This is a genomic window from Amycolatopsis sp. NBC_01307 (assembly GCF_035975215.1).
In the GTDB taxonomy this organism is placed as follows: Bacteria; Actinomycetota; Actinomycetes; order Mycobacteriales; family Pseudonocardiaceae; genus Amycolatopsis.
This window is the reverse complement of record NZ_CP108403.1, coordinates 7,214,955-7,241,216: the sequence shown is the minus strand read 5'-3', so window position 1 is coordinate 7,241,216 and position 26,262 is coordinate 7,214,955. Positions and strand designations below refer to the sequence as shown.

The following is a 26,262-nucleotide window of genomic DNA, read 5'->3' as shown; positions in this document are numbered from 1 at the left end:
GGCTCAGACGACTTCGGGCTGCGGCTCGGCGGTCGCGGCCCGGTGGAGCGCGCGGCGGTGGAACGCCCGGTCGGCCAGGAACAACCCCGCCGCGAGCGCGGTGAAGAGGACCCCGATGACGACGCAGTTGAGCGTCACGCGGCCGTAGCCGAGCGCGTCCGCGTCGACGAACGGGTACGGGTAGAAGCCGGTGAACGCGCCGCGCACCAGCGTGAACGCGAGCCACGCCGCCGGGTAGATCAGCGACCACCACACGGTCGGCCAGGTCAGCGCGCCGCGCGGGCCGGCGAAGAGCCAGCCGAGCACGAACAGGATCGGCGTCACCTTGTGCAGCATGGTGTCGGCGAACAGCGAGAGCCCGTTCAGCTCGTACAGGCCGGAGAGGGCGACCTGGTAGACGACGCCGGTCACGATGATGCCGGCGAGCGCGTCGAGCCAGAACACGCGGAACGGCCCGGTGACGCGGGCGGCGCCCAGCGCGACCAGCAGCGAGGTCACGGCGACCAGCAGGTTCGAGTCGATCGTGAAGAAGCAGAACATGTTCGCGATCCGCGCGCCCGCGGTGCGGTACTGCCCGGTGGTGTCGCCCGCGGTGGCGATCACCTGGCTGACCAGGCCGGTCAGCGCGACCACGGCGATGACCGCGAACGAGACGCGCGTGAGCTTCGAGCCGTACATCCTCGGAGGATACCGGCTGGTAACCGCCGGTGGATCCTTTGTGGACCACTCGATCGTGTCGTGCTCGGCTGCCGTGGTTGAACCCGAGCGCGCCCCGGGCGGTGTGCGTCCGGGGCGCGCCCGGTGGCTTACTTCAGCGCCTTGACCAGCGCGGGAACGAAGACCGACGCGTCGACCGTGCCCCAGCCGCTGGCGACGTCGAAGCCCTTCGCCGCGGTGAAGCCGGTCACGCCGTCCTGGCTGTTGTCGCCTTCGGTCACGTCGATGATGCCCGCCTTGGTGCCGGCCGGGCCCAGCTTCGTGTACAGCGCCGGGTTGATCTGGCCGAGCTTGCCGCCCTTGGCCTGCACGGCCAGTGCGAGCACGCCGGCGAACAGCGGCGCGGACTGCGACGTGCCGAACACGCCTTCCATGCTGATGTCCGGGAACGAGCGCATCTTGCTGCCGGTGATCTTCTTGACGCCGTCCTGCCAGTTCGGCCGCGCGTACGTCTTGGAGAGGCCGGCACCTTCGGAGAAGCCGTTGTCGGCGACGTTCACGACGTCATCCGGCTTGGTGCGGGCGCCGGTCGTGTCGAGGTGCAGCTGGGTGCCGCCGAGCGTCGTGACGCGCGGGTCGGACGCCGGCCAGCTCGCGACGCGGTACGGGTAGTTGCCCGGGCCGTAGAGGTAGCCGCCGGTCGGGCCGTCGTCACCGGAGGAGGCGACCATCGTGATGCCGGCCTTGCTCGCGCGCTCCAGCGCCGGGTCGAGCGTCTTGATCGAGTCGAACGACGGGAAGTTCTCCTCGGTCGTGCCGAAGCTCATCGAGATGACGTCGGTCAGCTTGTGCTCGGTCAGGTAGTCGACCGCGTGCATCATCTCGGGCAAGCCGGTGAAGCCCTGCGTCTCGGCGACCGGGGTGGCCGCGACGATGATCTTCGCGTTCGGCGCCAAGGCGTGCATCATCGTGACGTCGAGGTCGGTCTCGCCGCCCCAGCCCTGGCAGGTCGCGGTGTCGACGCCGGGGTCGGTGCACGCCGGCACCGGACCGGACGGCTGCAGGATCTCGACGTTCGCCGGCGGCAGGCCGTGGTTCTTCGAGTAGGTGTCGAGCACCTGCTTGACCTGGTCGTCGCCGAACGACACCAGCGTCGTGACGGTGCTGCCCGCGCCGGTGATGCCCTGGTTCCAGAGCTTCGTCGCGTTGTAGGCGGTGCTCTCCTTCGGCAACGTCGACATCGCGGCTTCCAGCTTCGCGACGCGCTTCTGCACGGTGTCCGCGCCGACGAACGACTGCGCGGCCGCCGAGAAGTGGTGCTTCGACGGCTGGTGCCCGGCGTCCGGCGTGCTCGGCACGGGCGTCGCACCGGCGGGTGCGGCGAACGCGGTCACGAGCAGGGTCGTGCTCGCGAGCAAGCCGGCGGCAGCGCGCAGTCTCATGCTTTTCTCCCCTGGCTGAAGGAACTCCGTCAGCCACTCTGGTCAGGAAGGGGAGTAGGCAACATCGACTTTCGTCTTTCCTTTTAGGAGGAAAGCACCACCGACGCGCGAGATGTCGTTATCAAGACTTTCGTTGCCCGCCTCCTTCCGAGCGGTCGCCCTGCAACAGGCCGCGGACCGCGTCGATCGTGTCCGCGTCCCCGGCTTCCTTGTCCGGGCGGTAGCGGACCACCCGGGCGAAGCGCAGCGCGAGGCCGCCGGGGTAGCGCGTGCTGACCTGGGCGCTGTCCAGCTCGATCTCCACCACGACCTCCGGGCGGACGTACACCGTCCAGTCGTCGCGGTGGGTTTCGATCTCCTGGAACGTCGACGTCTGCCAGGCGAGCAGCTCGTCGGTCATGCCCTTGAACGTCTTGCCCACCATGATCGGCGGGCCGCCGTCCGGGTCGCGGGCGCCCAGGTGCAGGTTCGACAGCTTGCCCGTGCGCCGGCCGTGACCCCACTCCGCCGCGAGCACCACGAGGTCGATCGTGTGCACCGGCTTGACCTTGAGCCAAGCCCGCCCGCGCCGCCCGGCCGCGTACGGCGCCGCCAGGTCCTTGACCATCACGCCCTCGTGCCCGGCGTCCATCGCCGCCTCCAGCACCTCGGCGGCGCGCGCAACGCCCACCTCGCCGGGGATCACGTGCGCCCCGGCGACCTTGCGCAGCGCCGCGTTGCGCTCGGACAGCGGCGCGTCCAACAGGTCGACGCCGTCGAGGTGCAGGCAGTCGAAGAAGTACGGCCGCAGCAGCAGCGCCTTCACCTGTTCCTCGCGGGTGCTGCCGAACCGACTCATCGTGTCCTGAAACGGCCGCGGCCGCCCGGCGTCGGTCAGGGCCAGCGTTTCGCCGTCGAGCACCACCGATTCGCACGGCAGCGCCCGCACCAGCTCGACCAGTTCCTGGACGCTGCCGGTGATCTCGCGCAGCGTCCGCGTCCAGACGTGCACCTCGTCACCCTGGCGGTGCACCTGGATCCGCGCACCGTCCATTTTGTACTCGACGATCGCCTCGGCGTGCTCGGTGACGGCCTCTTCCAGCGACTCCGCCGGCGACGCCAGCATCGGCCGGATCGGCGTGCCCAGCGTCAGCCGGAACTCCGCCAGCGCCGCCTGCCCGCCGGTCAGGGCCGCGACGCCGGTGGTCGGCAGCTTGCCGGAGAGCATGAACGCCCGCCGGACGTCCACGGCCGGGACGTCGGCCGCCGCCGCGACCGCGTCGACCATCACGCCCTCGAGCGCGCCCTGCCGCAGCTCGCCGGTGACCAGCCGGAACAGGAACTCCTGCTCGCCCTTCGTGAGCCGGACGAACAGCGCGCGCAGCACCTCCTGCCGCCGTGTCGACGAGCCGGTGCCCGCCGCCACGCCCGCGGCCTCGGTCAACGCCGTGTCGACCTCGGCGACCGTGATCGTGGGCTCGTCGGCCGGTGACGTGCCGAGCCCGGCCAGGGTGCGCCAGCCCGCACCCAGCCGGTCCTGCGCCGTCTGCCCGGTCAGGTACGCGATCACCACGGGCAGCTCCGCGACCTCGGCCGCGCGCAGCAGCGTGGCCAGGAGGGCGATCTTCGCCTTCCTGGACCTCGTCGCCGCCAGGTCGGCGGACGCCTGGACTATCTCGCTGAGCAACACTCGGACATCATGACCCCGACCACCGACAATTTCTCGTCGGCCGGACATCCGCCCTGGTCAAGGCCACTACGAACGGAAGTTCACCGGCCGGTCGGCGCTGGGGGCCTCGGCGATCCAGCTGGCCAGCAGGCCGAGCGCGCGGGCGGACTCCGAACCGGGTTCGGCGTGGTAGATCACCATGCCCTGGTCCGGGTCGTCGGGCAGGCGCAGCGTCTCGTAGCGCAGCCGCAGCTCGCCGACGACCGGGTTCCGCATGAGCTTCCAGCCCTGGGCCTTCTCCTGCACGTGGTGCTCGGCCCACAGCGTTCGGAACCGCGCGCTGGCCAGGGAAAGCTCGCCGATCAGCTGAGCGAACCCCGGGTCGCCGGGGTGCCGGCCGCTCTCGGCGCGCAGGTTCGCGACCAGTTCGCGGCACACCGCGTCGTACTCGGGGTGCAGCTGCTTCGCGCGCTCGTCCAGGAAGAACAGCTTCGGCATGCTGCGCTCGTCGAGGTTGCCGAAGTCGAACGCGACCGCGCCGCCGAGCGCGTTCCACGCCAGCACGTCCAGGTAGCGGCCGAAGATGAACGCGGGCGCCTGGACGGCGTCCAGCATGAGCTGCAGCTCGGGCCGGACGCGCTGGGGCCCGAGCCGGTCACGGCGCTTCGGCGCGGCGAGGTTGCGCAGGTAGGACTCCTCGTCCGGCCGCAGCCGCAACGCGCGGGCCAGCGCGTCGAGGATCGCGTCCGAGACGTTCTTCGCACGGCCCTGCTCCAGCCGCGTGTAGTAGTCGACGCTGATGCCCGCGAGCTGGGCGATCTCCTCGCGGCGCAGCCCGGCCACGCGGCGCCGGGTGATCCCCTGCGGCAGGCCGACTTCCTCCGGTTCGAGGGCGGCGCGACGCGCCTTCAGGAAGGCGCCGAGCTCGGCTGCGTCACTCATGTCGACAAGTATCCCCCGGATCCCGGCGGGGCAGCCTGGTACTGCCGGACCCAGGCAGGACGCGGCCTGGCTCGGCCCCGGAACCGCCCGCAGGGTGGAGGCATGAAACGACGAATTCTGGGTGGCACGGGGATCTCGGTCAGCGAGTACGCGTTCGGCGCCATGATGCTCGGCCAGTGGGGCAACCCGGACCACGAAGAGGGCGTCCGGATGCTGCACACCGCGCTCGACGCGGGCGTGAACTTCTGGGACACCGCGGACATGTACTCGAACGGCGAGAACGAGCAGATCGTCGGGAAGGCGCTCAAGGGCCGTCGCGACGACGTCGTGCTCGCCACCAAGGGTTTCTTCCGGATGGGCGACGACCCGAACCAGGGCGGTCTTTCGCGGCGCTGGCTGACCCGCGCGCTGGAGGACAGCCTGCGGCGCCTCGACACCGACTACGTCGACCTCTATCAGGTCCACCGGCCGGATCCGACGACCGACATCGAAGAGACGCTCTCGGTGCTCTCGGACTTCGTCCGGTCGGGGAAGGTGCGCGCGGTCGGGTCGTCGGACTTCCCGGCCGAGCAGATCGTGGAAGCCCAGTGGGTGGCGGAAAAGCGCGGCCTGGTGCGGTTCCGCGCCGAGCAGCCGCCGTACTCGATCTTCAACCGGGCGATCGAGGCCGCGGTGCTGCCGACGGCGCAGAAGTACGGCATGGGCGTGCTCACGTGGAGCCCGCTGGCCAGCGGCTGGCTGTCGGGCAAGTACCTGAAGCCGTCCGATGTGGACCTTTCCGAAGGCCGTCGGACGTTGCAGGCGCACAAGTTCGACCCGGCGCTGCCGGAGAACGCCGTCAAGTTCGAGGCCATCGCGCAGCTGAAGAAGATCGCCGACGACCTGGGCCGGCCTATGACCCATCTGGCGACGGCGTTCGTCCGGGCGCACCCGGGCGTGACGTCGGCGATCATCGGCCCGCGCACGCCGGCCCAGCTCGACGACCTGCTGGCGGGCGCCGACCTGGAGCTGGACGGCGACGTGCTGGACCGGATCGACGAGATCGTCCCGCCGGGCACCGACCTGAACCCGGCGGAGAAGGACTACACCCCGCCGGCGCTGGCGGACAAGCTCCTGCGCCGGCGGTAGCCGCTCACTTGCCGCCGCGGGCCATGCGGAGCACGTCGAGAGCCTCGTCGAGCTGCGCTTCGGTGAGCTTGCCGTCCTTGACGTAGCCGCGTTCGATGACGACCTCGCGGATCGTCTTCAGCTCCTTCAAGGCCTGCTTCGCGACCGCGGCGGCCTCTTCGTAACCGATGTACTTGTTCAACGGCGTCACGATCGACGGCGAACCCTCGGCGTACAGCCGGGTGCGTTCGACGTTCGCCGTGACGCCGTCGAACACCTTGTCCGCCAGCAGCCGCGAGACGGCGGCGAGCAGCCGGGCCGACTCGAGGACGTTGCGGGCGATCACCGGCAGGTTGACGTTGAGCTGGAAGTTGCCTGCCGCGCCGGCGAAGGCGACGGCCGCGTCGTTGCCGATCACCTGCGCGACGACCTGCAGCGTCGCCTCCGGGATCACCGGGTTCACCTTGCCCGGCATGATCGACGAGCCCGGCTGCAGGTCCGGCAGCGCCAGCTCGCCGAGGCCGGTGCGCGGGCCGGAACCCAGCCAGCGCAGGTCGTTCGCGATCTTGTTGAGCGACACGGCGAGCGTGCGCAGGTGCCCGGACGTCTCGACGACGCTGTCCTGCGTCGCCTGCGCCTCGAAGTGGTCGCGGGCCTCGGTCAGCGGCAGCCCGGTGACCGACGCCAGCTCGGCGGCGACGGCGCTTCCGAAGCCGTCGGGTGCGTTGAGGCCGGATCCGACGGCGGTGCCGCCGATCGGCAGCTCACCGAGGCGCGGCAGGCCGGACTTCAGCCGTTCGATGCCGTAGCGGACCTGCGACGCCCACGCGCCGGCCTCCTGGCCCAGAGTGATCGGCACCGCGTCCATCAGGTGCGTGCGGCCGGACTTCACGACGTCCGTCCACTCCGCGGCGCGCGTCTCGATGGCGCCGGCGAGGTGGTCGAGCGCCGGGATGACGTCCTTGAGCACGGCTTCGGTCGCGGCGACGTGGATCGTCGTCGGGAAGGTGTCGTTGGACGACTGCGACGCGTTGACGTGGTCGTTCGGGTGCACGTCCCGGCCGAGGGTCCGGGTGGCGAGCGTCGCGATGACCTCGTTGGCGTTCATGTTCGACGACGTCCCCGAGCCGGTCTGGAAGACGTCGATCGGGAAGTGCGCGTCGTGGACGCCCTCGGCGACCTCGTCGGCGGCCTTGGCGATGGCGTCGGCGACGTCGGCGTCGAGCACGCCGAGCTTGAGGTTGACGCGCGCGGCGGCCGCCTTGAGCAGGCCGAGCGCGCGGATCTGGGCACGCTCCAGGCCCCGGCCGGAGATGGGGAAGTTCTCGACGGCCCGCTGCGTCTGCGCACGGTAGAGCGCGTCGACCGGCACGCGGACCTCGCCCATCGTGTCGTGTTCGATCCGGTATTCCTGGTCAGCCATGACACCGATTCTGGACCTGTTGGCGGGGTACCGCGTGGTGGCGTTGCGCACCCTCCGCCGGGGTGGTCCGCCTGCTGAGCGGCCGGAGGTCGCGCGCCGCGATGTCGCGGGTGTGCCCGGCCCCGGCAAGCGGCCCCCCACCCTCCCGAGGGGGGCGTCCCCACGTCCAGTTTATCGGCGGGCGGTGACCAAACCGGCGTTCGTGACCCTGGGAGGCCGAGTTGTCCACATCCGAGGTGGCCTGTGGATGTCCCGCCTCGCGCGAACGGTCCGTTCGTGCCGAATCGGCTGTGAACCGCCCACTGGCGTCAGCGTGAGCGGTGCCGGGTGGGGTCTGCAGGCGCATTCCGGTCGTTCGCGAGCGGTCGGTTCGCGCCGAGTGGGGCACGAGCGGGCCGTTCGCGCCGAGCGCGTGGGTGCGAGCGGGCCGTTCGCGCCGCGGGGCGAGACCACCCGCGGCCACCGCGTGGTGGCGTCGGCCACCTCCGGGCCTCCGCGAGGCTAGGATCGGGTGTGTTCTCGATCACCGCCATCCACCACTGGCTGGAGCGAGCATGACTGAAGCTTCTGGGGACTCCTACGACCTCGTGATCATCGGCGCGGGCCCGACCGGCCTCTTCGCCGCCTACTACGCCGGGTTTCGCGGGCTTTCGATGGCGATCGTCGACTCGCTGCCCGAGCCCGGCGGCCAGGTGACCGCGATGTACCCCGAGAAGATGATCTACGACGTCGGCGGGTTCGCCGCGGTCAAGGGGCGCGACCTCGTCGACGGCCTCGTCCAGCAGGCCGCGCCGTGGAAGCCGACCTACCTGCTGGGGCGCAAGGCCGAAAAGCTGGAGACGCTCGGAAACGGCGTCGAGCTCACCCTCGACGGCGGGGAGACCCTGCGCGCCGGCGCCGTGCTGATCACCGCGGGCATCGGCGAGTTCACCCCGCGGCCGCTGCCCGCCGGCGACGGCTGGCTCGGGCGCGGCATGGTCCACTTCGTCCCGGCGCTGCAGGCGCACGCCGGGCAGCACGTCGTGGTCGTCGGCGGCGGCGACTCGGCGTTCGACTGGGTGCTCGCGCTGCACCCCGTCGCGGCCAGCGTGACGCTCGTGCACCGCCGCGCGAAGTTCCGCGCCGCCGAGTCGATCGTCCGGCAGGCGCGGGAGCTCGGCACCCGGATCATCACCGACGCCGAGGTCACGGCGTTCGTCGAGGACGCGAGCGGCGCGCTCGAAGCCGTCGACGTCTCGGTGAAGGCGACCGGCGAAGAGCGGCTGCCGGCCAACTCCGTCGTCGCCGCGCTCGGGTTCACCGCCGACCTCGGGCCGATCGAGAGCTGGGGCCTGGAGATCGACCACCGCGCCATCGCCGTCGACTCGACGATGGCGACCCCGCGCGAACGCGTCTACGCGGCGGGCGACGTCGCCGCCTACCCGGGCAAGGTCAAGCTGATCGCGACCGGCTTCGGCGAGGCCGCGACGGCCGTCAACAACATCGCCGTCGCGCTCGACCCGGACGCGCACCTGTTCCCGGGCCACTCCAGCAACGCGGAGTAGGTCAGGCCTTCGTCTTCTCCGCGATCCACGGCGCGTAGGCGACCACGGACGTGTAGATCGACGGCGCCGTCGCGCACACCGGGTTGTCGTTGCCCGGGCGGCTCGTGACGCCGGCCAGCAGCCAGTGGTCGCCGTCGCGCACGACCTCCGGGCCGCCGGAGTCGCCGAAGCACGCGCCGGCCTTGCCGCCCGGGTTGTCCGTGCACAGCTCGGCCGTGCCGTCGAACACCGACGTGCACTTCGCGCCCTCGACGATGTGCGTGTCGAGCTGCTGGAGCGCCGTCGGGATCTGACCGCAGTTGACCTTCGGGCAGGTCTGGCCCCAGCCGAGGATGCGGGTCGCCGTCCCCGGTGACGCCGTCGTCGCGACCGCGATCGGCGCCGCCTTGACCGGCGTCGCGAGCCGCAGCAGCGCGATGTCGCCCGCCGGGTTCTGCGTGTCGAAGGCCGGGTTGACGATGACCTCGGCGGTCTGCGCGACCTCGCCGCCCTGCCCGGAGTCGTTCGAGCCCACCCGCGGCGTCACCGCGGCCGGGGCCTTGTCGAAGACGCAGTGCGCGGCCGTGACCACCCATGTCGGCGCGATCAGCGCGCCGGCGCAGAAGAGCTTCCCGGACGTCGAGTGCAGCGACACCGCGAACGGGTACGGCTGGTCGGCGACGCCGCCGCCGACGATGCCGGGTTCGGCCGCGGCGGTGCCCGGGACCAGGACGAATGCGAGGACCGTCAGCAGTGCCAGCAGTCGCCTGGTCACGAATCTCCTTTACGGCAGCGGGGGCACCACGTCGTCGTCGCCGGCGCTCAGGTTGCCGTCGAAGTCGATCGAGGAGTACGCCCGGAGCTTGTCGAGCCGGTGGTAGCCGTCGATCATTCTGACGGTCCCGGACTTGGACCGCATCACGATGGACTGCGTCGTCGCGCCGCCTTCGCGGTAGTTGACGCCGCGCAGCAGGTCGCCGTCGGTGACGCCGGTGGCGCAGAAGAAGACGTTGTCGCCGCGCACGAGGTCGTCGTTGAGCAGGACGCGGTCGAGGTCGTGGCCGGCGGCGATGGCCTTCTCGCGCTCGGCGTCGTCCTTCGGCCACAGTCGGCCCTGCAGCTCGCCGCCGAGGCACTTCATCGCGCAGGCCGCGATGATGCCCTCGGGGGTGCCGCCGATGCCGATCAGCATGTCGACGCCGGTGGTCGGGCGGGCCGCGGCGATCGCGCCCGCGACGTCGCCGTCGGAGATGAAGCGGATCCGCGCGCCGGCGTCGCGGATCTCCTTGATGATCTGCTCGTGGCGCGGGCGGTCCAGGACGCAGACGGTGACGTCGCCGACGCTGCTCTTCTTCGCCTTGGCGACGCGCCGGATGTTCTCCGCGATCGGCGCGCCGAGCTCCACCTTGCCCGCGGCCTCCGGCCCGACGGCCAGCTTCTCCATGTAGAACACCGCGGACGGGTCGAACATCGCGCCGCGCTCGGCGACCGCGAGCACCGCGAGGGCGTTGGGCATGCCCTTGGCCATCAGCGTGGTGCCGTCGACCGGGTCGACGGCGACGTCGCAGTCCGGGCCGTCGCCGTTGCCGACCTCTTCGCCGTTGAACAGCATGGGCGCTTCGTCCTTCTCGCCCTCGCCGATCACCACGACGCCGCGCATCGACACGGTCGACACCAGCTGGCGCATCGCGTCGACGGCCGCGCCGTCCCCGCCGATCTTGTCGCCGCGGCCGACCCAGCGTCCTGCGGCCATGGCGGCGGCCTCGGTCACCCGGACCAGCTCCATCGCGAGGTTGCGGTCGGGCGCTTCACGACGTTGTGGGGCGCTGGGGCTGGTCATGCGGGCCTCCCGGAATGCGGAGTTCGGCGGACGCCCAGTCTCTCAGATACCGCGGGTCGGTCCAGCCAAGCGCGGCATGGCAAACGTCACTGGCCGTTGCCGGTCTCGTCCTCGACGGACGCCAGGGCGGCTTCGATGCGCTCGCGCGCACCCTCGAGGTGGCGCTCGCAGACCTTCGCGAGCTTCTCGCCCTTCTCCCACAACGCGAGCGACTGTTCGAGCGACAGCCCGCCGGCTTCGAGCTCGCGGACGACCTCGACGAGGCGGTCGCGGGCCTGCTCGTAGCCGAGTTCCTCAGTGGCTGGTTCGCTCACGCTGGACGTTCTCCGACCTTCCGGGATGGGTTGTTGGCGCACACTACCGCGCTCGCCATCGCGTGGTCGTACCCGACGAACGCCAGGGCGAACTCCTGCCCGTCACCCTCCGCGATCGCTTCTTCGAGGTTCTCCTGCGCCCCGGCCACCCGCAGGCGGTGCCCGGCGCCGTCGGCGAACCACCAGCGCGAGCCGACCTGCATCGACGTCGCCTCGGACAGCCGCCGCAGCTGCGGGCCCAGGTCGCGGCGGGCGGCGGTACCGCAGCCCGCGAGCAGCGCCGTCCAGCACTCGGCGGCCGCCCGGTCGGTGCGTATCGCCTGGTCCAGCAGGGGACGCGCGCCCAGGCGCCGGGCCGCGTCCATGGTCAATGGGAGGAACGTCGCCGCCCGTGGGTTCACTCCCGTGCTCCTTCCGCCACCGCCGTGATCGCGCCGTCGCCCACCCGCACGCGCAGCTGGGCACCGGCCTCGACTTCGGAGACGGAGCGGAGCACCTGGAGGTTGCCTTCGGCGTCGAGGAACTGCACGACGGCGTAACCGCGTTCGAGCGTCGCGGCCGGGCCGAGCGCGGTGAGCCGGGCCCGCGCGCTGGCGATTTCGGCCTGGTCCTTGGCGAGCAGCGTCAGCATCGCGCGGCGCGCGCGTTCGCGGTGCACGTCGACGTCGTCCTGGCGCCGCTGGACCGGGCCGAGCGGGTCGGCCAGCGACGGGCGGCTGCGCAGCTGCGTCAGCAGCCGGGTCTGGGTGTCGACCCAGCCGTGCAGCGCGCGGCGGCCGCGGTCGCGCATCTGCCGGACGCGCTCGGACTCCTCGCGGACGTCCGGCACGATCCGCTTGCTCGCGTCGGTCGGCGTCGAGCAGCGCAGGTCGGCGACGTAGTCGAGCAGCGGGGTGTCGGGCTCGTGCCCGATCGCGCTGACCACCGGTGTGCCGGTGGCCGACACCGCGCGGCAGAGCGCCTCGTCGGAGAACGGCAGCAGGTCTTCGACGCTGCCGCCGCCGCGGGCGATGACGATGACGTCGATGTCCGGGTCGGCGTCGTGGATCCGCAGCGCGCGCATGATCTGCGGCACGGCCTGCGAGCCCTGCACCGCGGTGTTGACGACCTTGAACCGGACGTGCGGCCAGCGTTTTTGCGCATTGGCCAGTACATCCCGCTCGGCCGCCGACGCGCGCCCGGTGATCAGCCCGACGCCCTTCGGCAGGAACGGGATCGGCCGCTTGCGCTGCGCGGAGAAGAGGCCTTCGGCGGTCAGCAGCTTCTTCAGGCGTTCGATCCGGGCGAGCAGTTCGCCGATGCCCACCGCGCGGATCTCGTCGGCGCGCAGGCTGATCGTGCCGCGGCCGAAGAAGAACGACGGCTTCGCGTGCACGAGGACGCTGGCGCCCTCGCGCAGCGGCGGCTCCATCTCGCGGATCAGCCAGTTCGGGCAGGTCACCGACATCGAGACGTCCGCGGACGGGTCGCGCAGCGTCAGGAACGCGGTCTGCGTGTTCGGCCGGGAGTTGACCTGGGTGACCTGGCCTTCGACCCAGACGGCGCCGAGCCGGTGGACCCAGTCGCCGATCTTGCGCGCGACCGTGCGGACCGGCCACGGGTTTTCGGCGGTGCTCGACGGGGCGGCCTGTGCGGGTTCGGTGCTCACGGGCCTTCCGTGCCGTCGCCGGTCTCTTCGGCCTTGCGGGCGTTGGCGATCCGGCGGCTGAGCATCCCGGTGAACGACGAGCGATCGGCGTGGGCGCGCTCGTACTCGAGGATCGTCTCGAGCTGCGGGATCGACAACTGGCGCAGCCGGGCCCGCAGCTGCGGCAGCGTGAGCTGGTCGTAGCCGGTCAGCCCGGCGGGACCTTCATACCCGCCGGCGCTGGTCTTCGGGATTTCGCTCTTGGCCTTCTTGTCGATCTTGGGCGTGCCGGGCTTCGGCTTGGAGGGTTTCTCCGGCGCGCTTTCGGGCGCGTCGAACTCGCCGTCGGCGTGGTCCTCGGCGAGCGCGCGCTCTTCCTCGGCCCACGGATCGCCCAGTTCCGCTTCGAGTTCGGAAAGTGACGGAACATGACCGTTGACCTCCGAACGGGGTTCGGGCACGTCGGCGACCGGCGTGAGGTTGGGCCGGACGGGCGGAACCTCGACGTCTTCGTCGAAGGTCGCCCAGCTGGGGGTGTCCTCGACGGGCCGCAGGTTCGACAGGGCGTTGTCGCCCTTGATCGCCAGCTCGGTGACGTGCTGCTGCACCCGCATGGAGGCCTGCAGGACCTGGCTGACGACGGTCACCGGGAGCCCGGCGAGCTGCCGGGGAAGCTCACGAACCCGCTCGGCGGTGCTGACGGCGAGGCCCGCGGCGACCCGGAGGGGGAGCGGGAATGGCTTCATGCGTCCAGCCTGCCGTATTTACGCCATCCTGCCCAACCCGAAGGTGATGTTCGGGCGCGTTGCGTGACCCCGCGCACAGCACGACCGGGGACGAAGCTCACCCGAAAGGGACTGCCGGTTCGTCGGCGGACTGCCCGTACCCTGGGTGCCATGAGTTCAGCGAGTCCCGGAATCGAGCCCGCGGGTACCCCGACGATCACCGGAACCGCCTCCGGCAAGAAGCGCGTGCTGCTCGCGAAGCCGCGTGGCTACTGCGCCGGCGTGGACCGCGCGGTGATCGCCGTCGAGAAGGCCCTGGAGGTCTACGGCGCCCCGGTGTACGTGCGCAAGGAGATCGTCCACAACCGCCACGTGGTCGAGACGCTGCGCGAGCGCGGCGCGATCTTCGTCGACGAGACGTCCGAGGTGCCCGAGGGCGCGCTCGTGGTGTTCTCCGCCCACGGCGTCTCGCCGATGGTGCACGCCGAAGCCGCCGACCGGAACCTGCGCACGATCGACGCGACCTGCCCCCTGGTGACGAAGGTGCACAAGGAGGTCAACAGGTTCGCCAAGGACGACTACGACATCCTCCTGATCGGCCACGAAGGCCACGAAGAGGTCGAGGGCACGGCCGGCGAGGCGCCGGACAAGGTGCAGCTGGTCGACAAGGCCGAGGACGTCGACAAGGTCGAGGTGCGCGACCCGTCGAAGGTGATCTGGCTGTCCCAGACGACCCTCTCGGTCGACGAGACGATGGAGCGCGTCGACCAGCTCCGCGAGCGGTTCCCCGGTCTGGCGGACCCGCCGAGCGACGACATCTGTTACGCCACCACGAACCGCCAGGTGGCGGTCAAGGCGATGGCGGCCGAGTGCGACCTGGTCCTGGTGGTCGGCTCGACCAACTCGTCCAACTCGAAGCGCCTGGTCGAGGTGGCCCTGAAGGCGGGCTCCCGCACGTCGTACCTGATCGACTACGCGCGTGAGATCGACGAAGCCTGGCTGGAGGGCGTCACCACGGTGGGCGTCACGAGCGGCGCGTCGGTCCCGGACGTGCTGGTGATGGAGGTCCTCGACTGGCTGTCGGAGCGCGGCTACGGCGACGTCGACGAAGTGACCACGGCGAACGAGAAGATCACCTTCGCGCCGCCGAAGGAGCTTCGCAAGGTCTGAGTTTCCGCACTTTCGGCGGCGGGCTGAGGTTTCGGCTCGCCGCCGAGTGCTTTCCGGGGTGAGTCCTGCTGCTCTCACAGGATTTACCGCCGAAACACCGAAGGCGGTCACCTCCCGAGGGAGTAACCGCCTTCAAGCGTTCGTCAGCGTTCTTCGTCGTCCCAGGGACGGTTCCGCCGCGGCGGGGCTCCTCGCCCACCCGCGGACGGACGGCGGGGCGGCGGGGTGTCCCGGCCGTCTTCGGCCGGGGGCCGCGGACGGCGGCGGGGTGCGTCGCCGCGGGGCTCGCGACGGCGGGGGTCCGCTTCCTCTGGGCGGGGACGGCGGTTCGCCGGCGGGGGCTTGCGAGTGCCGCGGGTGCCCGGGTCGCGCTCGGCGGGCGCGCCCGCCGCACGAGGGGTGCGACGCTCGCCTTCCGCGGGTGGACGCGGCCGGCGCGGCGGTTCGCCTTCACGGCCACGACGGGCGCCCTGCGGCACCGGCGTCTGACCGGTGCGGCTCGAGCCGGGCGGCCGCGGCCGCCCACCCGCCGACGTCGCCGCGGCGCGAGCCGCGGGCTTCTCGTCGTCCTCGTCCGCGCGCCGGCGGTCGGCCTTGCCGCCCTTGGCCTTCACCGGGGCGTCCGGGTCCTTCTCGCGGAAGATCCGGACGAACCCGATCAGCAACGTGACGCCGGTGGTGATCGCCATCATCGGGAAGGCGTTGATCAGCGGGGTGCCGATGTTCAGCGCCTTCGAAAGCATGTCGTCGCCCTGTGACCCGGAAGTCAGCAGGATCACGCTGGGCACGGTCACGGCCAGCACCAGCGGCGGCATCACCATCGGCCCGAAGATGCCCCGGCGCCGCACCGCGCCGACCGCGATCACCGCGCCCAGGACGTAACAGACCGTGAAGATGGCGGGGATGCTGCCCTGGCTCGGCTTGCCGACGAGGGCGCCGACGATCGCCAGGCCGAGGCCGACCAGGACCGCCGCCCACCAGGGGAGTCCACGCCTCGAACCGACGACTGGACGCTCGTCCCACGGCACGGGGACGTCGTCGGCATCTGGATCGCTCTGGCGATCGCGAATCGCGGTCACGAGACAACACCGTATCTCGTGGTTGTGAAGATCTTGCTAGCACCGCCGCAGAGTTGGTTGTACCGCCACCCGGCGGCGTGAGCCGAATGGCTGCGGGCAACCACCGCGGGTGGTCGCGATCGGCATCTTCCAGAGTGCTCGACCGGTGCCGGCCGTCACGCGCCGTTGAGCGCGTCGTCGCTGGTAGGACGGTTTCCGGTCACCTCGCGGCCACCTTCCGGACAGCGGTCCGCCGGGTGGGCCGGATGGCCGTGTCCCGGTGGCGTTCGCCGAGGTGGCAAATCGCCTCATCGGGCACCATGACTCCACCGCTCGGGTACACCCGTCCGAGGCCGCGTCCACCGCACCGGGTCAGGCCCCCGACGCCGCTCGGCTCCGCCCGCGCGGGTCGAACCTCGCGGCGAACCCGTCGAACAGCCCGATTTCCCGGCGTCTCCCGTCGAGTCATGCGTCACCGCGCCGGTGCTCCGCCATCGCTCCCGCAGCGTTCGCCACGCCCTGCCGATCAGGCGATCGCGGCCCTCTCGGACGCGTCTCGCAAGGCTGAGCAGGCCGTCCCGCCGTGACCGTGAGTCAGCTGACCGCCCGTGGTCCAGTCCTCTCAGCTCGCCGCCAGTTCGTCTCCCTTCCGCACCTGGGGCACCGCGGCCGGGCTGCCCGACGCGTCCGTCAGGGGAGCCACCGTCACCCGGAACGTCTCCAGTGCCTCCAGCTCCCGCCGCCTCGCCGAGATGAACCGCTGCAGGTGCGTGCTGGACAGGTTGAGCGCCTCCACCGCGCCGCCCGCGGCCCGGTGCGCCGCGGCCGCACCGGCCCGCACCTGCTCGACGTCGGCCTCCAGCGTGCGGTCGCTCGCCGCGAACAGGGCCGCCGACGCGAGCACACCGAAACCGGTCGGGCCGCACAGGAACACCCGCCGGTCGATCAGCCAGCGCAGCAGCTCCGGGTCGGTGTCCAGCGCCGCGATCACGGCGGCGTCGGACGGGACGAACATGATCGTGCCGTAGATCGCGTCCGCCCAGCGCTGGTAGCCCTTGCCGGCCAGCTCGGCCGCCCGGGACCGGATCTGCCGGACGTGCGCGCGCAACGCGTCCAGCCGTTCCTCCGGGTTGTCGGTCTCGATCGCTTCGGCCCAGGTCGCCATGCTCGCCTTGGCGTCGACCGGCACCGTGCGCCCGCCGCCGACGCTCAGCACCATGTCCGGTTTCGCCGCGCCGCCGCCCGCGAGGTCGGTCTGCAGGGTGAAGTGCAGGTCCTCGCGGAGCCCGAGCGCCCGCGCCGTTTCGACCAGTACCTGCTCGCCCAGCTCACCGCGTCCGCTGATCGAGGCGAACGCGACCTCGTACCGGCGCAGCGCGAGCTGCTGCTGATCCGCCTTCGCCCGCTCGGCCGCGACCAGCCGGGCCGCGGCGTCCGCCCGCCGCATGCCGTCGTTGTACAGCCGCCACAGCACGGCGACCGCGACCAGCAGCAGGACCGCGAGCACGACCGCCGCCGTGGTCAGCACTGTCGCCACCTGAATCTCCTCCCTCGGGGCCGCCTGGATCGGACCGCGCAGACATCATGGCGGACCCCACCGACAAAAAACGCACCCGACCCGTCGCTCTGGGTAGCTGACCTGCGAACACTTCACATTCGCGCAGGGCGTGTCCGATCAAGCCCCTGTCGTGCTCGTACACACGTTCGAGTGGGATGGCGGCGAGCCTCCGCGATTTCGTCGGAGCCGGGTCGTACCTTGGCCCCGTGAGATTCCTGCACACGTCCGACTGGCACGTCGGCCGCACCTTCCACGGTGCGGACCTGCTGGCGGAACAGGAAGCGGTGCTCGGGCACCTCGCCGACCTCGTGGCCGGCGAGGCGATCGACGCCGTCCTGGTGGCGGGGGACATCTACGACCGCGCGGTGCCGTCGGCCGAGGCCGTGCGGGTGGCCACCGCGGCGGTCGCCCGGATCCGCGCGGCCGGCGCGCAGCTGATCGTCACGCCCGGCAACCACGACTCCGCGCCCCGGCTGGGCGCGTTCGCCGAGTTCGCCGCGGCGGGCGGGCTGCACCTGCGCACCACCGTCGGCGGCCTGGCCGAACCGGTGCTGCTGCGGGACGACCACGGCCCGGTCGCGTGCTACGGAATCCCTTACCTGGAACCGGAACCGTCGCGGCACGCGCTGGGCGTGCCGGACGCGCGCGGGCACACGGGCGTGCTCACCGAGGCCATGCGCCGGATCCGCGAAGACCTCGCCGGCCGCCCCGGCGTGCGGTCGGTCGTGCTCGCGCACGCGTTCGTCACCGGCGGCGAGCCGACCGAGTCGGAGCGGACCATCGCGGTCGGCGGCGTCGAGCAGGTGCCGGGCTCGGTCTTCGACGGCGTCGACTACGTCGCGCTCGGCCACCTCCACGGCCCGCAGACCCTCGCCGAGCACCTGCGCTACTCCGGCAGCCCGCTGGCGTACTCGTTTTCCGAGGCCCGGCAACGGAAGTCGGTCTGGCTGGTCGACTTCGACGCCGGCGGGCTGGCCGAAGTCCGCCGGCACGAGCTGCCGGTGCCGCGGCCGCTGGCCACCCTGCGCGGCGAACTCGAAGACCTGCTCGTGGCCCCGGAACACGACGCGCTCCTCGAGCACTTCCTGTCGGTCACGGTCACCGATCGCGTGCGCCCGGTGGACGCGATGCGGCGGCTGCGCACGCGGTTCCGGCACGCCGTCCACCTGGAGTGGGAGCCCGAAGGCGGGTACGCCGGCGCCCCGCTGCGGTACTCCGACGCCGTCCGCGGCCGCTCGGACATCGAGATCTCGCGCAGCTTCCTCGACGACTGCCGCGGCGCCCCGCCGAGCGAGCGCGAAGAGAAGCTCCTGTTCCACGCGCTGGAAGCGGCCGACCGGGGGGCGCTCGCGAAATGAGGCTGCACAGGCTGGAGGTCGAGGCCTTCGGGCCGTACCTCGGGCGCCAGGTGGTCGACTTCGAGGTCCTCGGCGCGGACGGGCTCTTCCTCCTCCACGGCGAAACCGGCGCGGGCAAGACCACGCTGCTCGACGCCATCGCGTTCGCGTTGTTCGGCGTGGTTCCGGGTGCCCGCAACGAGGCCAAGCGGCTGCGCTGCGACCTGGCCGTGCCGGATCAGGTCACCGAGGTCGCGCTGGAGCTCACCGTGCAGGGGCACCGGCTGAAGATCGTGCGCAACCCCGAGTACCAGCGGCCGAAGCGGCGCGGCGAGGGCACGACGACGCAGCAGGCGAAGGTGTCGCTGAGCTGGATCGGCACCGCGCCGGGCGGGATGGCGCCGGAGGGCGTGATCCGGATCGAGGAGGTCGCGCGCACGGTCGAGCGGCTGCTCGGCATGACCGCGGCCCAGTTCTTCCAGGTGGTGCTGCTGCCGCAGGGCGAGTTCGCCCGCTTCCTGCGGTCGGACACTTCCGAGCGCGAAAAGCTGCTGGAGCGGCTGTTCGGCACCGAGCGCTTCGCCGACGTCGAACGCTGGTTCGCGGACCTGCGGGCCGAGCGTGGCCGGGAGCTGGAGGCGCGGCAGCAGTCCGTGCGTGAACTGCTGGCGCGGTACGCGCAGGAGGCGCAACAGGACCCGCCCGAATCGGAGCCCGCGGAGTGGGTGGACGCGGTGCTGGCGGCGGCCACCGAACGCGTCGTGCAGGTCACGGCCGAGGAGGAGCGGGCGCGAGCCGCGGCGCAGCGGGCGGACGTGCACCTGCAGGAAGAGCGCGCCGACGCGGAGAAGATCCGCCGGGTCAGCACCGCGCACCTGCGGCTGCTCGAGGTCACCGAGCAGGCACCGCAGCGCGCCGAGTGGGCCCAGGAGGTCGCGGCGGCGCGGCGGGCAGCCGGCGTGGCCGTCGAAGCGGACCTGCTGGACCGGCGGGCCGCGGAGCTGACCGACGCCGAGCAGGCGGAGAAGGCCTGCGGCGCGGAGCTGCGGGAGTTCGGCACCCGCGCGACCGGCGACCTGAAGGCGCGGGCGGCAACAGCGCGCGAAGAGGCGGGCGCGGTCGCGGAACTGGTCGCCGAGGCCGAGCAGCAGCAGATCGACACCATGCGGCGTGACGACCTGAAACTGTCCTCCGTCACGGCCGCGAAGCAGGCCGAAGAACTGACCGCCGAGCTGGCCGCGATCCCCGGCCAGCTGGCGAAACTGCGGGCGGACGCCCAGGCCGCCGCCGAAGCCGGGGCCAAGCTCGACGGGGCTCGCGCCCGCGTCGACGAGCTGAGGGCCGTCGCGCGTGACACCGCCGAGCTGCCCGAGGCGCAGGCGAAGGTCGGGCGCGGCGAGGCGAAACTGCGCGAAGTCGTGGACACGCACCAAGCGGCCCGGCAACGGCGGCTCGACCTGCGCGAGCGGCGGCTCGACGGCATGGCGGTCGAGCTCGCCGCCGCGCTGCCGGAGGGTGCGCCCTGCCCGGTCTGCGGCTCCGCGGAGCACCCCGCGCCGGCGAACCGGGACGCGATCCTCGTCGATCCGGCCGAAGAACGGGCAGCCGAGGAAGCTGAGCAGGCGGCGGACGCGATGCGGCAGCGGGTCGTCACCGCGCTGGAAGAAGCGAAGGCGCGGCTGGCGGGGCTGGTCGAGCGGCTGGCCGGGCGGACCGCCGAGACCGTCACGGCCGAGCTGTCGGAAGCTCGCGCCACGGTCGCCACGCTGACCCAGCAGGCGGAAGCGAAGGCGAAGCTCGGGCAGCAGGTCGTGCTGCTGGAACGGGACCTGGAGCTGCGGACGGAACGGCGTCGCCGGGCCGAGCAGGCGGTGGCCGAGGCCACGGCCGACGTCCGGGCCCTGGAAGAACGGCTGGCCGAGCGCGAACGCCGCTTGGTCGCCGGGCGCGGCGAGTTCGCGGACGTCGGAGTCCGGCGGACGCACCTGATCGGGCTGGCCGAGGCGCTCGAAGCCGTCGCCGAGGCGCGGACGGCGGTCACCGGCGCCCGGGAACGGGTCGCGCAGCAACGCACGCTGGTCGACGCGGCGGTCGCGGCCAAGGGCTTCACGTCGCTGAAGAAGGCGCGCTCGGCGATGCTGCCGGACGAGCAGATCGAAAAGCTGGAACAGGGCATCGCCGAGGCGGAAGCGACCGCGGCGGGCGCGCGGGCGCTGCTGGCCGAGCCCGACCTGTTCGGCATCTCGCCGGACGACGTCGCGGACGTCGGCCGCGCGGCCGACGCGGCCCAGCTGGCGCGGGCGCGCGCCGACTCGGCGTACGCGGCGTTGCGCGTCGCGACTGCCCAGCACGAAGAGCTGACCCGGCTGGCGGGGCTGCTGCGCAAGACGCTCGCCGGGCTGGCGCCGGCCGAAGCGGAGTTCGCGGAGCTGCGCGCGCTGGCGGACGTCGTCAACGGGCGCGGGCAGAACAGCCGGAAGATGTCGCTGCGCTCGTACGTGCTGGCGGCGCGGCTGGAGGAGGTGGCGGTCGCCGCCACGCACCGGCTGCGCACGATGAGCCAGGGGCGCTACGCGTTCGTGCACTCGGACGCGGCCGGCGCACGCGGCACCCGCGGCGGTCTCGGCATCGACGTGCTGGACGACTACTCGGGCACGATCCGCCCGGCGAAGACGCTGTCCGGCGGCGAGTCGTTCCTGGCGTCATTGGCGCTGGCGCTGGGGCTGGCGGACGTCGTCGCGGGCGAGACCGGCGGGGCGCTGCTGGACACGCTGTTCGTCGACGAGGGCTTCGGCACGCTGGACGCCGAGACGCTGGACGTGGTGATGAACATCCTGGACGAGCTCCGCGCCGGCGGCCGGGTGGTCGGGCTGGTGTCGCACGTCGAGGAGCTGCGGCAGCGCATCCCGACGCGCCTGCGGGTCCGCAAGGCCCGCACGGGCTCGACAGTGGAGGTGCGCGCGGGCTGAGCACTCGGCCAAGATGAAGCCATGACGGACCAGCCACCCGAGGGCCTGCCCCGCTACCGCCTGCTCACCGGCCCGGACGACGCGAAGTTCTGCCACCGGGTGAGCGAGGCTCTGGAACTGGGCTACCACCTACACGGCTCCCCGGCAGCCACCTTCGACGGTGAGCAAGTGATCGTGGCTCAGGCCTTGCTGTGGCGGGGCGAGCAGGGCTAGCAGCTGTTCGCGACAGGTTCCGGCCCCGCCGGATCGGCGCGCCACAGGTACATCCCGGCGTAGGAGCACCACGGCGTCCACTGCCGGGGCCGGTCCGCGAGGTCCGTGATGCCGAGCGCCGCCGCCCCGCGTTGCAACGCGGCGTCGTCGGTCAGCAGGACGTCCGGCGCGCCGAGGACGCGCATCAGCGCGTAGTCCGCCGTCCACGCGTCGATCCCCGGGCACGCGAGCAGCTCCGCTCGCAGGTCCGCCGCGTCGCGGCCGACGTGCACGTCCAGCCGGCCCTCGGCCAGCGCCGCCGCGATACCCCGCACCGACGGCGGTCCCGCCGTCGCGACCCGGGCCGCCGTCGGGAACAGCCTCGTCACTACCGCTTCGCCGGGTACCTCCTCGCCGAGGGCGGCCGGTAGATCCCGGCCGAGCAGGGCGCGCAGCAGCAGCTCCTCGCCGTCGACCGCGCCCGGGACGCGGATTCCCGGCACCGCCTCGACGATCGACGCCAGCGCGGGGTCGGCGCCGAGCACGCGCGTGACCGCCGCCGGGTCGGCGTCGAGGTCCAGCAGCCTGCGGACGCGGCTGACCGCGCTGCTGAGATCGCGCAGGTCGGCGAGGTGCAGCTCGCAGCGAACGTGGTCGGGCTCCGGCGTCAGCCGCACGACGCCGGTGCCGTGCGCGAGGCGCAGCGTGCGGGTGTACGTGCCGTCGGTGACGTCTTCGACGCCCGGCACCGCGTGGTCCGCGAAGAAGCGAAGCAGCCCGAAGGCGTCGAAAGGCGGCCTGAACGGCAGTCGCAGGCTGAGCCGCGTCCCGCCTACGTCACCCTGACGTCTACGCCGCGAAGCAGCGAAGGCGCGAAGCTGCGAAGGCGTTGTCGCGAACACTTCGCGGATCGTCTCGTTGAACTGCCGCACGCTGGAGAAGCCCGCCGCGAACGCGACGTCGGTCAGCGGCAGCTCGGACATCTCGATGAGCAGCCGCGCCGAATGCGCGCGGTGCGCCCGGGCGAGCGCGAGCGGGCCGGCGCCCAGCTCGGCGGTCAGCACGCGGCCCAGCTGACGCTCGGAGTAGCCGAGCCGCCGTGCGAGGCCCGGGACGCCTTCGCGTTCGACCGTCCCGTCGGAGATCAGGCGCATCGCCCGCGCCGCCAGGTCGGCGCGCAGGTTCCAGTCCGGCGACCCGGGCACGGCGTCGGGGAAGCAGCGGCGGCAGGCGCGGAAGCCGTTGGCCTGCGCGGCCGCCGACGTCGGGTAGAAGCGGACGTTCTGCTCCTTCGGCGTCGACGCCGGGCACGACGGGCGGCAGTAGATGCCGGTGGTGCGGACCGCCATGATGAACTGGCCGTCGAAGCGCGGGTCGCGGGCGGTGACCACGCGGTAGCAGCGCTCGGCGTCGAGCCAGAGCGCCGGGGCCTCGGCGACCGCCGTGTTCGGAACCATGAATCCCACCCTGCCAGCAGGTCAGCGCCGCGGCTGGCGGGAATCCGACACGGCGTTCGGCCTGGTCGTGAGCCCTGGCGGCCGCCGCGGACCGGCCACGTAGACTTCGGGGTCGTGAGCCTCACCCTCGGTATCGTCGGTCTGCCCAACGTCGGCAAGTCCACCCTGTTCAACGCGCTGACCCGCAACGACGTGCTCGCCGCGAACTACCCGTTCGCGACGATCGAGCCGAACGTCGGCGTGGTCCCGCTGCCGGACCCGCGGCTGGACAAGCTCGCCGAGCTGTTCAAGTCGGAGAAGACCGTGCCGGCGGTGGTGTCCTTTGTGGACATCGCGGGCATCGTGAAGGGGGCCTCCGAGGGCGCCGGGCTGGGCAACAAGTTCCTCGCGAACATCCGTGAGGCCAACGCGATCTGCCAGGTCATCCGCGTGTTCGACGACCCGGACGTGATCCACGTCGACGGCAAGATCGACCCGCTGAGCGACATCGAGACGATCAACACCGAGCTGATCCTGGCCGACCTGCAGACGCTCGAGAAGGCCGTCTGGCGCCTGGAGAAGGAAGCGCGGACCAAGAAGGAAGCGAAGCCCGCGCTCGAGGCCGCGCAGAAGGCGAAGGAAATCCTCGACAGCGGCCGCACGCTCTTCTCCGCGCAGAAGGACGTCGACCTCGAACTGCTTCGCGAGCACAGCCTCCTGACGACGAAGCCGTTCCTGTACGTCTTCAACGCCGACGAAGGCGTCCTCACCGACGAAGCCCGCCGCGAGGAGCTGACGAAGCTGGTCGCGCCGGCCGACGCGGTGTTCCTCGACGCAAAGGTCGAGCAGGAGCTGCTGGAACTCGACGACGAGGAGTCCGTGCGCGAGCTGCTCGAGTCGGTCGGTCAGCCGGAGCCGGGCCTGTACTCGCTGGCCCGCGCCGGGTTCCACACGCTCGGCCTGCAGACGTACCTGACCGCGGGCCCCAAGGAGTCGCGCGCCTGGACGATCCCGCAGGGCGCGACCGCCCCGCAGGCCGCGGGCGTCATCCACACGGACTTCGAGCGCGGCTTCATCAAGGCGGAGATCGTCTCGTACGCCGACCTGATGGACGCCGGCTCGATGGCGGCGGCACGGGCCGCGGGCAAGGTCCGCATGGAGGGCAAGGACTACACCATGGCGGACGGCGACGTGGTGGAGTTCCGCTTCAACGTCTAGATCCGCCTCGGCCCTAGGTCGTAGGTTGGCCGGGTGATGAGCGACCTGGCTGCCGTCCTCGAGGAGCACCTCGCCGCGCCGTTTCCGTCGGCGGTCAGGCGAGGTGAGGTCTACGGGTCCGTGTGCGCCGTGATGATCGACGCCGACATCTGCGGGTGGGCGAGCCGGGCGGGATCACTGCCACCGGGCGCGCGGGTGTCCTTCGCGCGTGCCGCGGACGGGCTGAGGTCGTCGCTGCCGGAGTTCCCCGCTGCGGGCCGGCCGTACTACGAGTGCCTGCTGGTCATCGCCGACCTCGCGTTGGCCGAGTAGCGGCTTGTTGCTGGTTGTTACTTTCATTGGGCGCAGGATATACTGCGTCCAATGAAAGCTTCGCCGAGCTTGCTGCCCCTGCTGCGTTCGCGCATGCAGGGTGAGCTGCTCGCGCTCGTGCTCCTGCACCCGGATCGCGAGTACAGCATCACCGAGCTCGCCGAGGCCTGTGGTGTCACGCCCACCGCCGTCTTGCGTGAGGTCGAGCGGCTGACCGGTGGCGGGATCCTGGAAGACCGGCGGGTGGGCCGCAGCCGGCTCGTCAAGGCGCGCACCGACACCCCGCTCTACTCGCCCCTGAGCGAGCTCATCGCCGTCACCTTCGGGCCGATGCCGCTGCTCGCCGAGGCCCTGTCCGGGCTGGCCGGCGTGCGCGAGGCCTACATCTACGGCTCCTGGGCCGCGCGCTACAACGGCGAACCCGGTCTTCCGCCCGGCGACGTCGATGTCCTCGTGGTCGGTTCGCCCGATCCGGACGCGCTCTTCGACTCGGCGGAACAGGTGTCACGGCGGCTGGGGCGCGAGGTCAACGTCCACCGGGTCTCGCCCGAGTCGTGGGCGGCGAGCACCACCGATCCGTTCCTCACCAGCGTGCGTGAGCGTCCGCTGGTGAAACTCAGCCAGGAGACCTGATGCCGCAGTGGAACCAAGGCCGCGAACGGATCGACGCGTTCCTCGCGCGCGGCGCCATCGAGCACGTTCCGGCGTCGCGGGAGGCGGCCGAGGCCGAGTTCGTCAGGGCCCGTACGCACCTCGCGTCGGCGCGGCAGCTGCAGGACACGGATCCGGAAGGCGCCTACACGCTGGCCTACGACAGCGCACGGCGCGCGTTGGCCGCCGTCCTGCAGAACCAGGGCCTGCGGGTGACGAGCCGGGGTGGGCACGTCACCGTCTACGAGGCGGTCCTCGCGCAGCTGGATCCGCCGCTGGGGCCGGTTTTGCGGCCCTTCAACCGGATGCGGGTCCGGCGCAACGAAGTCGCCTACCGGTCTTCGGAGGCGCCCTCGGTGACCACGGAGGACGTGACGGCCGACGTGGCGAAGGTCGAGGCCCTCATCGAGGTCGCCGAGAAGGCGATCCCGAACATGCCACGCTATTGACCGCCGAACGCCGGCCGCTCACTCCGCGCGAGAGAGCGGTCCTGGACCTGCTGCTGGGCACGGACTTTCCCGGTGCCGCGGCCCTTCGCGCCCAAGCGCGCACGGCCGAGGTGACCGGCCGCTGTCCGTGCGGCTGTCCCACGATCGACCTCGCCGTCGACGAAACGGTGGCCGAGGTCGAGAGCCGGGTGGCCGTGGACGTCGACGTGGCGGACGGCGGGCTCATCCTGTTCGTCGACGAAGGCCGCTTGTCCGGCCTCGAATACTGGAGCGTGGCCGACGAGACGCCCGTCGAGTTCCCGCCGCCGGCGGAAATCCGGGTAGTGACAGCACCAGGTGACGGCTCCGGAGTTCTGCCACCCTCGGAACCGTGAGCGTCTACGTCATCTCCGAGGTCGAGATCCTCGATGAAACCGCAGCCCAGCGCTACCGCGAACTCGCCCAAGCGTCGATCATGGGGTACCAGGGGCGCTACATCGTCCGCGGCGCGGCACCGGATGCCCTCGAAGGCGACTTCGACGAACACAAGCGCGTCGTCCTCGTCGAGTTCCCGGACCGTGAGACGGCCGAACGCTGGTACGCCTCCGCCGAGTACGCCGAAGCGCTCGAGCTGAGCAAGACCGCGCTGCGGCGGCGGTTGCTGCTCGTCGACGGCGTGGCCTAA

26 protein-coding genes are annotated in these 26,262 nt (G+C 71.8%); 12 read left to right on the top strand and 14 right to left on the bottom strand.

All coding sequences use genetic code 11. The features are described from left to right. Positions 1–3: 3 nt before the first annotated feature. The 4 genes from OG439_RS31370 to OG439_RS31355 form a co-directional block, all read right to left on the bottom strand. A complete protein-coding gene (locus OG439_RS31370; RefSeq protein ID WP_326944339.1) occupies positions 4–678 on the bottom strand; it encodes a Pr6Pr family membrane protein in 675 nt (224 codons plus the stop codon). 128 nt (positions 679–806) lie between these two features. Beyond that, on the bottom strand, positions 807–2,099 hold the full coding sequence (locus OG439_RS31365) for a S53 family peptidase (RefSeq protein ID WP_326944338.1): 1,293 nt from the start codon (positions 2,097–2,099) through the stop codon (positions 807–809). Positions 2,100–2,220: 121 nt separating this feature from the next. Further along, entirely contained in the window at positions 2,221–3,768 is a 1,548-nt protein-coding gene (locus tag OG439_RS31360; protein ID WP_326944337.1) for an ATP-dependent DNA ligase, read from the bottom strand. Between the two features lie 66 nt (positions 3,769–3,834). Then, positions 3,835–4,689, bottom strand: a complete 855-nt coding sequence (locus OG439_RS31355; RefSeq protein WP_326944336.1) for a helix-turn-helix transcriptional regulator — start codon at positions 4,687–4,689, stop codon at positions 3,835–3,837. 102 nt (positions 4,690–4,791) lie between these two features. Between OG439_RS31355 and OG439_RS31350 the strand changes: the two genes are divergently transcribed. After that, positions 4,792–5,817: an aldo/keto reductase gene (locus tag OG439_RS31350; RefSeq protein ID WP_326944335.1), complete on the top strand. Its 1,026-nt coding sequence runs from the start codon at positions 4,792–4,794 to the stop codon at positions 5,815–5,817. A gap of 4 nt (positions 5,818–5,821) precedes the next feature. Here OG439_RS31350 and OG439_RS31345 read toward each other — a convergent pair whose 3' ends face one another. Then, the gene (locus OG439_RS31345; RefSeq protein WP_326944334.1) at positions 5,822–7,219 is read right to left on the bottom strand and encodes a class II fumarate hydratase; all 1,398 of its coding nucleotides are present in this window, start codon (positions 7,217–7,219) and stop codon (positions 5,822–5,824) included. Positions 7,220–7,773: 554 nt separating this feature from the next. Between OG439_RS31345 and OG439_RS31340 the strand changes: the two genes are divergently transcribed. Beyond that, positions 7,774–8,763, top strand: coding sequence for an NAD(P)/FAD-dependent oxidoreductase (locus OG439_RS31340; protein ID WP_326944333.1), 990 nt, complete (start codon positions 7,774–7,776; stop codon positions 8,761–8,763). A gap of 1 nt (position 8,764) precedes the next feature. Here OG439_RS31340 and OG439_RS31335 read toward each other — a convergent pair whose 3' ends face one another. The 6 genes from OG439_RS31335 to OG439_RS31310 all read right to left on the bottom strand — a co-directional run bounded on the left by OG439_RS31335 (position 8,765) and on the right by OG439_RS31310 (position 13,269). Next, the gene (locus tag OG439_RS31335; protein ID WP_247057618.1) at positions 8,765–9,517 is read right to left on the bottom strand and encodes a S1 family peptidase; all 753 of its coding nucleotides are present in this window, start codon (positions 9,515–9,517) and stop codon (positions 8,765–8,767) included. Between the two features lie 9 nt (positions 9,518–9,526). Further along, on the bottom strand, positions 9,527–10,582 hold the full coding sequence (gene glpX, locus OG439_RS31330) for a class II fructose-bisphosphatase (RefSeq protein WP_247057616.1): 1,056 nt from the start codon (positions 10,580–10,582) through the stop codon (positions 9,527–9,529). Between the two features lie 86 nt (positions 10,583–10,668). After that, positions 10,669–10,896 (bottom strand): exodeoxyribonuclease VII small subunit, encoded by a 228-nt coding sequence (locus OG439_RS31325; protein ID WP_326944332.1) that lies wholly within the window; start codon positions 10,894–10,896, stop codon positions 10,669–10,671. Then, entirely contained in the window at positions 10,893–11,261 is a 369-nt protein-coding gene (locus OG439_RS31320; RefSeq protein WP_247063663.1) for a hypothetical protein, read from the bottom strand. Before OG439_RS31320 ends, OG439_RS31325 begins: the two co-directional genes overlap by 4 nt. 32 nt (positions 11,262–11,293) lie before the next feature. Further along, entirely contained in the window at positions 11,294–12,544 is a 1,251-nt protein-coding gene (gene xseA / locus OG439_RS31315; protein WP_326944331.1) for an exodeoxyribonuclease VII large subunit, read from the bottom strand. After that, entirely contained in the window at positions 12,541–13,269 is a 729-nt protein-coding gene (locus tag OG439_RS31310; RefSeq protein ID WP_326944330.1) for a lipid droplet-associated protein, read from the bottom strand. Before OG439_RS31310 ends, xseA begins: the two co-directional genes overlap by 4 nt. Positions 13,270–13,419: 150 nt before the next feature. On the opposite strand from OG439_RS31310, the gene OG439_RS31305 reads away from it, so the two are divergent. Continuing rightward, positions 13,420–14,418 (top strand): 4-hydroxy-3-methylbut-2-enyl diphosphate reductase, encoded by a 999-nt coding sequence (locus OG439_RS31305; RefSeq protein ID WP_247057609.1) that lies wholly within the window; start codon positions 13,420–13,422, stop codon positions 14,416–14,418. A 143-nt stretch (positions 14,419–14,561) separates the two neighbouring features. Here the strand turns inward: OG439_RS31305 and OG439_RS31300 are convergent, their stop codons facing one another. Then, complete coding sequence (locus OG439_RS31300) at positions 14,562–15,497, bottom strand: DUF6542 domain-containing protein (protein ID WP_326944329.1); 936 nt, start codon at positions 15,495–15,497, stop codon at positions 14,562–14,564. A 601-nt stretch (positions 15,498–16,098) separates the two neighbouring features. Next, positions 16,099–17,013 carry a DNA recombination protein RmuC gene (rmuC, locus tag OG439_RS31295; protein WP_247057605.1) on the bottom strand — a complete coding sequence of 305 codons (915 nt, stop codon included), beginning with the start codon at positions 17,011–17,013 and terminating at the stop codon, positions 16,099–16,101. A gap of 227 nt (positions 17,014–17,240) precedes the next feature. Here rmuC and OG439_RS31290 point away from each other — a divergent pair, with 227 nt between their 5' ends. From OG439_RS31290 to OG439_RS31280, 3 genes are read left to right on the top strand one after another with little or no spacing between them, the layout of a single operon-like run. Next, positions 17,241–18,392, top strand: a complete 1,152-nt coding sequence (locus OG439_RS31290; RefSeq protein WP_326944328.1) for an exonuclease SbcCD subunit D — start codon at positions 17,241–17,243, stop codon at positions 18,390–18,392. Continuing rightward, a complete protein-coding gene (locus OG439_RS31285; RefSeq protein ID WP_326944327.1) occupies positions 18,389–21,340 on the top strand; it encodes an SMC family ATPase in 2,952 nt (983 codons plus the stop codon). The genes OG439_RS31290 and OG439_RS31285 overlap by 4 nt, the downstream gene beginning before the upstream one ends. 21 nt (positions 21,341–21,361) lie before the next feature. Further along, positions 21,362–21,553, top strand: a complete 192-nt coding sequence (locus OG439_RS31280; RefSeq protein ID WP_326944326.1) for a DUF1737 domain-containing protein — start codon at positions 21,362–21,364, stop codon at positions 21,551–21,553. Here the strand turns inward: OG439_RS31280 and OG439_RS31275 are convergent. Beyond that, positions 21,550–22,989, bottom strand: coding sequence for a DNA-3-methyladenine glycosylase 2 family protein (locus tag OG439_RS31275; RefSeq protein WP_326944325.1), 1,440 nt, complete (start codon positions 22,987–22,989; stop codon positions 21,550–21,552). The two genes, OG439_RS31280 and OG439_RS31275, sit on opposite strands and share 4 nt — an antisense overlap. 114 nt (positions 22,990–23,103) lie before the next feature. Between OG439_RS31275 and ychF the strand changes: the two genes are divergently transcribed. The 6 genes from ychF to OG439_RS31245 are packed head-to-tail and all read left to right on the top strand — an operon-like array spanning position 23,104 to position 26,262. Beyond that, positions 23,104–24,186: a redox-regulated ATPase YchF gene (gene ychF, locus OG439_RS31270; RefSeq protein WP_326944324.1), complete on the top strand. Its 1,083-nt coding sequence runs from the start codon at positions 23,104–23,106 to the stop codon at positions 24,184–24,186. Positions 24,187–24,222: 36 nt separating this feature from the next. Next, positions 24,223–24,498, top strand: a complete 276-nt coding sequence (locus OG439_RS31265; protein WP_326944323.1) for a hypothetical protein — start codon at positions 24,223–24,225, stop codon at positions 24,496–24,498. Positions 24,499–24,549: 51 nt separating this feature from the next. Next, positions 24,550–25,131, top strand: a complete 582-nt coding sequence (locus OG439_RS31260) for an ArsR family transcriptional regulator (protein ID WP_326944322.1) — start codon at positions 24,550–24,552, stop codon at positions 25,129–25,131. Beyond that, the gene (locus OG439_RS31255) at positions 25,131–25,598 is read left to right on the top strand and encodes a hypothetical protein (protein ID WP_326944321.1); all 468 of its coding nucleotides are present in this window, start codon (positions 25,131–25,133) and stop codon (positions 25,596–25,598) included. Before OG439_RS31260 ends, OG439_RS31255 begins: the two co-directional genes overlap by 1 nt. Further along, positions 25,595–25,972 carry a hypothetical protein gene (locus OG439_RS31250; protein ID WP_326944320.1) on the top strand — a complete coding sequence of 126 codons (378 nt, stop codon included), beginning with the start codon at positions 25,595–25,597 and terminating at the stop codon, positions 25,970–25,972. The genes OG439_RS31255 and OG439_RS31250 overlap by 4 nt, the downstream gene beginning before the upstream one ends. Beyond that, positions 25,969–26,262: a DUF1330 domain-containing protein gene (locus tag OG439_RS31245; RefSeq protein WP_326944319.1), complete on the top strand. Its 294-nt coding sequence runs from the start codon at positions 25,969–25,971 to the stop codon at positions 26,260–26,262. The genes OG439_RS31250 and OG439_RS31245 overlap by 4 nt, the downstream gene beginning before the upstream one ends.

What these genes read in the sequence shown, in the direction of transcription:
- OG439_RS31370 (WP_326944339.1), bottom strand. Translation starts at nt 678, where the DNA reads ATGTACGGCTCGAAGCTCACGCGCGTCTCGTTCGCGGTCATCGCCGTG.
- OG439_RS31265 (WP_326944323.1), top strand. Translation starts at nt 24,223, where the DNA reads ATGAGCGACCTGGCTGCCGTCCTCGAGGAGCACCTCGCCGCGCCGTTT.
- OG439_RS31285 (WP_326944327.1), top strand. Translation starts at nt 18,389, where the DNA reads ATGAGGCTGCACAGGCTGGAGGTCGAGGCCTTCGGGCCGTACCTCGGG.
- OG439_RS31275 (WP_326944325.1), bottom strand. Translation starts at nt 22,989, where the DNA reads ATGGTTCCGAACACGGCGGTCGCCGAGGCCCCGGCGCTCTGGCTCGAC.
- OG439_RS31280 (WP_326944326.1), top strand. Translation starts at nt 21,362, where the DNA reads ATGACGGACCAGCCACCCGAGGGCCTGCCCCGCTACCGCCTGCTCACC.
- OG439_RS31320 (WP_247063663.1), bottom strand. Translation starts at nt 11,261, where the DNA reads ATGGACGCGGCCCGGCGCCTGGGCGCGCGTCCCCTGCTGGACCAGGCG.
- OG439_RS31260 (WP_326944322.1), top strand. Translation starts at nt 24,550, where the DNA reads ATGAAAGCTTCGCCGAGCTTGCTGCCCCTGCTGCGTTCGCGCATGCAG.
- OG439_RS31255 (WP_326944321.1), top strand. Translation starts at nt 25,131, where the DNA reads ATGCCGCAGTGGAACCAAGGCCGCGAACGGATCGACGCGTTCCTCGCG.
- OG439_RS31365 (WP_326944338.1), bottom strand. Translation starts at nt 2,099, where the DNA reads ATGAGACTGCGCGCTGCCGCCGGCTTGCTCGCGAGCACGACCCTGCTC.
- OG439_RS31305 (WP_247057609.1), top strand. Translation starts at nt 13,420, where the DNA reads ATGAGTTCAGCGAGTCCCGGAATCGAGCCCGCGGGTACCCCGACGATC.
- glpX (WP_247057616.1), bottom strand. Translation starts at nt 10,582, where the DNA reads ATGACCAGCCCCAGCGCCCCACAACGTCGTGAAGCGCCCGACCGCAAC.
- OG439_RS31355 (WP_326944336.1), bottom strand. Translation starts at nt 4,689, where the DNA reads ATGAGTGACGCAGCCGAGCTCGGCGCCTTCCTGAAGGCGCGTCGCGCC.
- OG439_RS31345 (WP_326944334.1), bottom strand. Translation starts at nt 7,219, where the DNA reads ATGGCTGACCAGGAATACCGGATCGAACACGACACGATGGGCGAGGTC.
- OG439_RS31340 (WP_326944333.1), top strand. Translation starts at nt 7,774, where the DNA reads ATGACTGAAGCTTCTGGGGACTCCTACGACCTCGTGATCATCGGCGCG.
- OG439_RS31310 (WP_326944330.1), bottom strand. Translation starts at nt 13,269, where the DNA reads ATGAAGCCATTCCCGCTCCCCCTCCGGGTCGCCGCGGGCCTCGCCGTC.
- OG439_RS31350 (WP_326944335.1), top strand. Translation starts at nt 4,792, where the DNA reads ATGAAACGACGAATTCTGGGTGGCACGGGGATCTCGGTCAGCGAGTAC.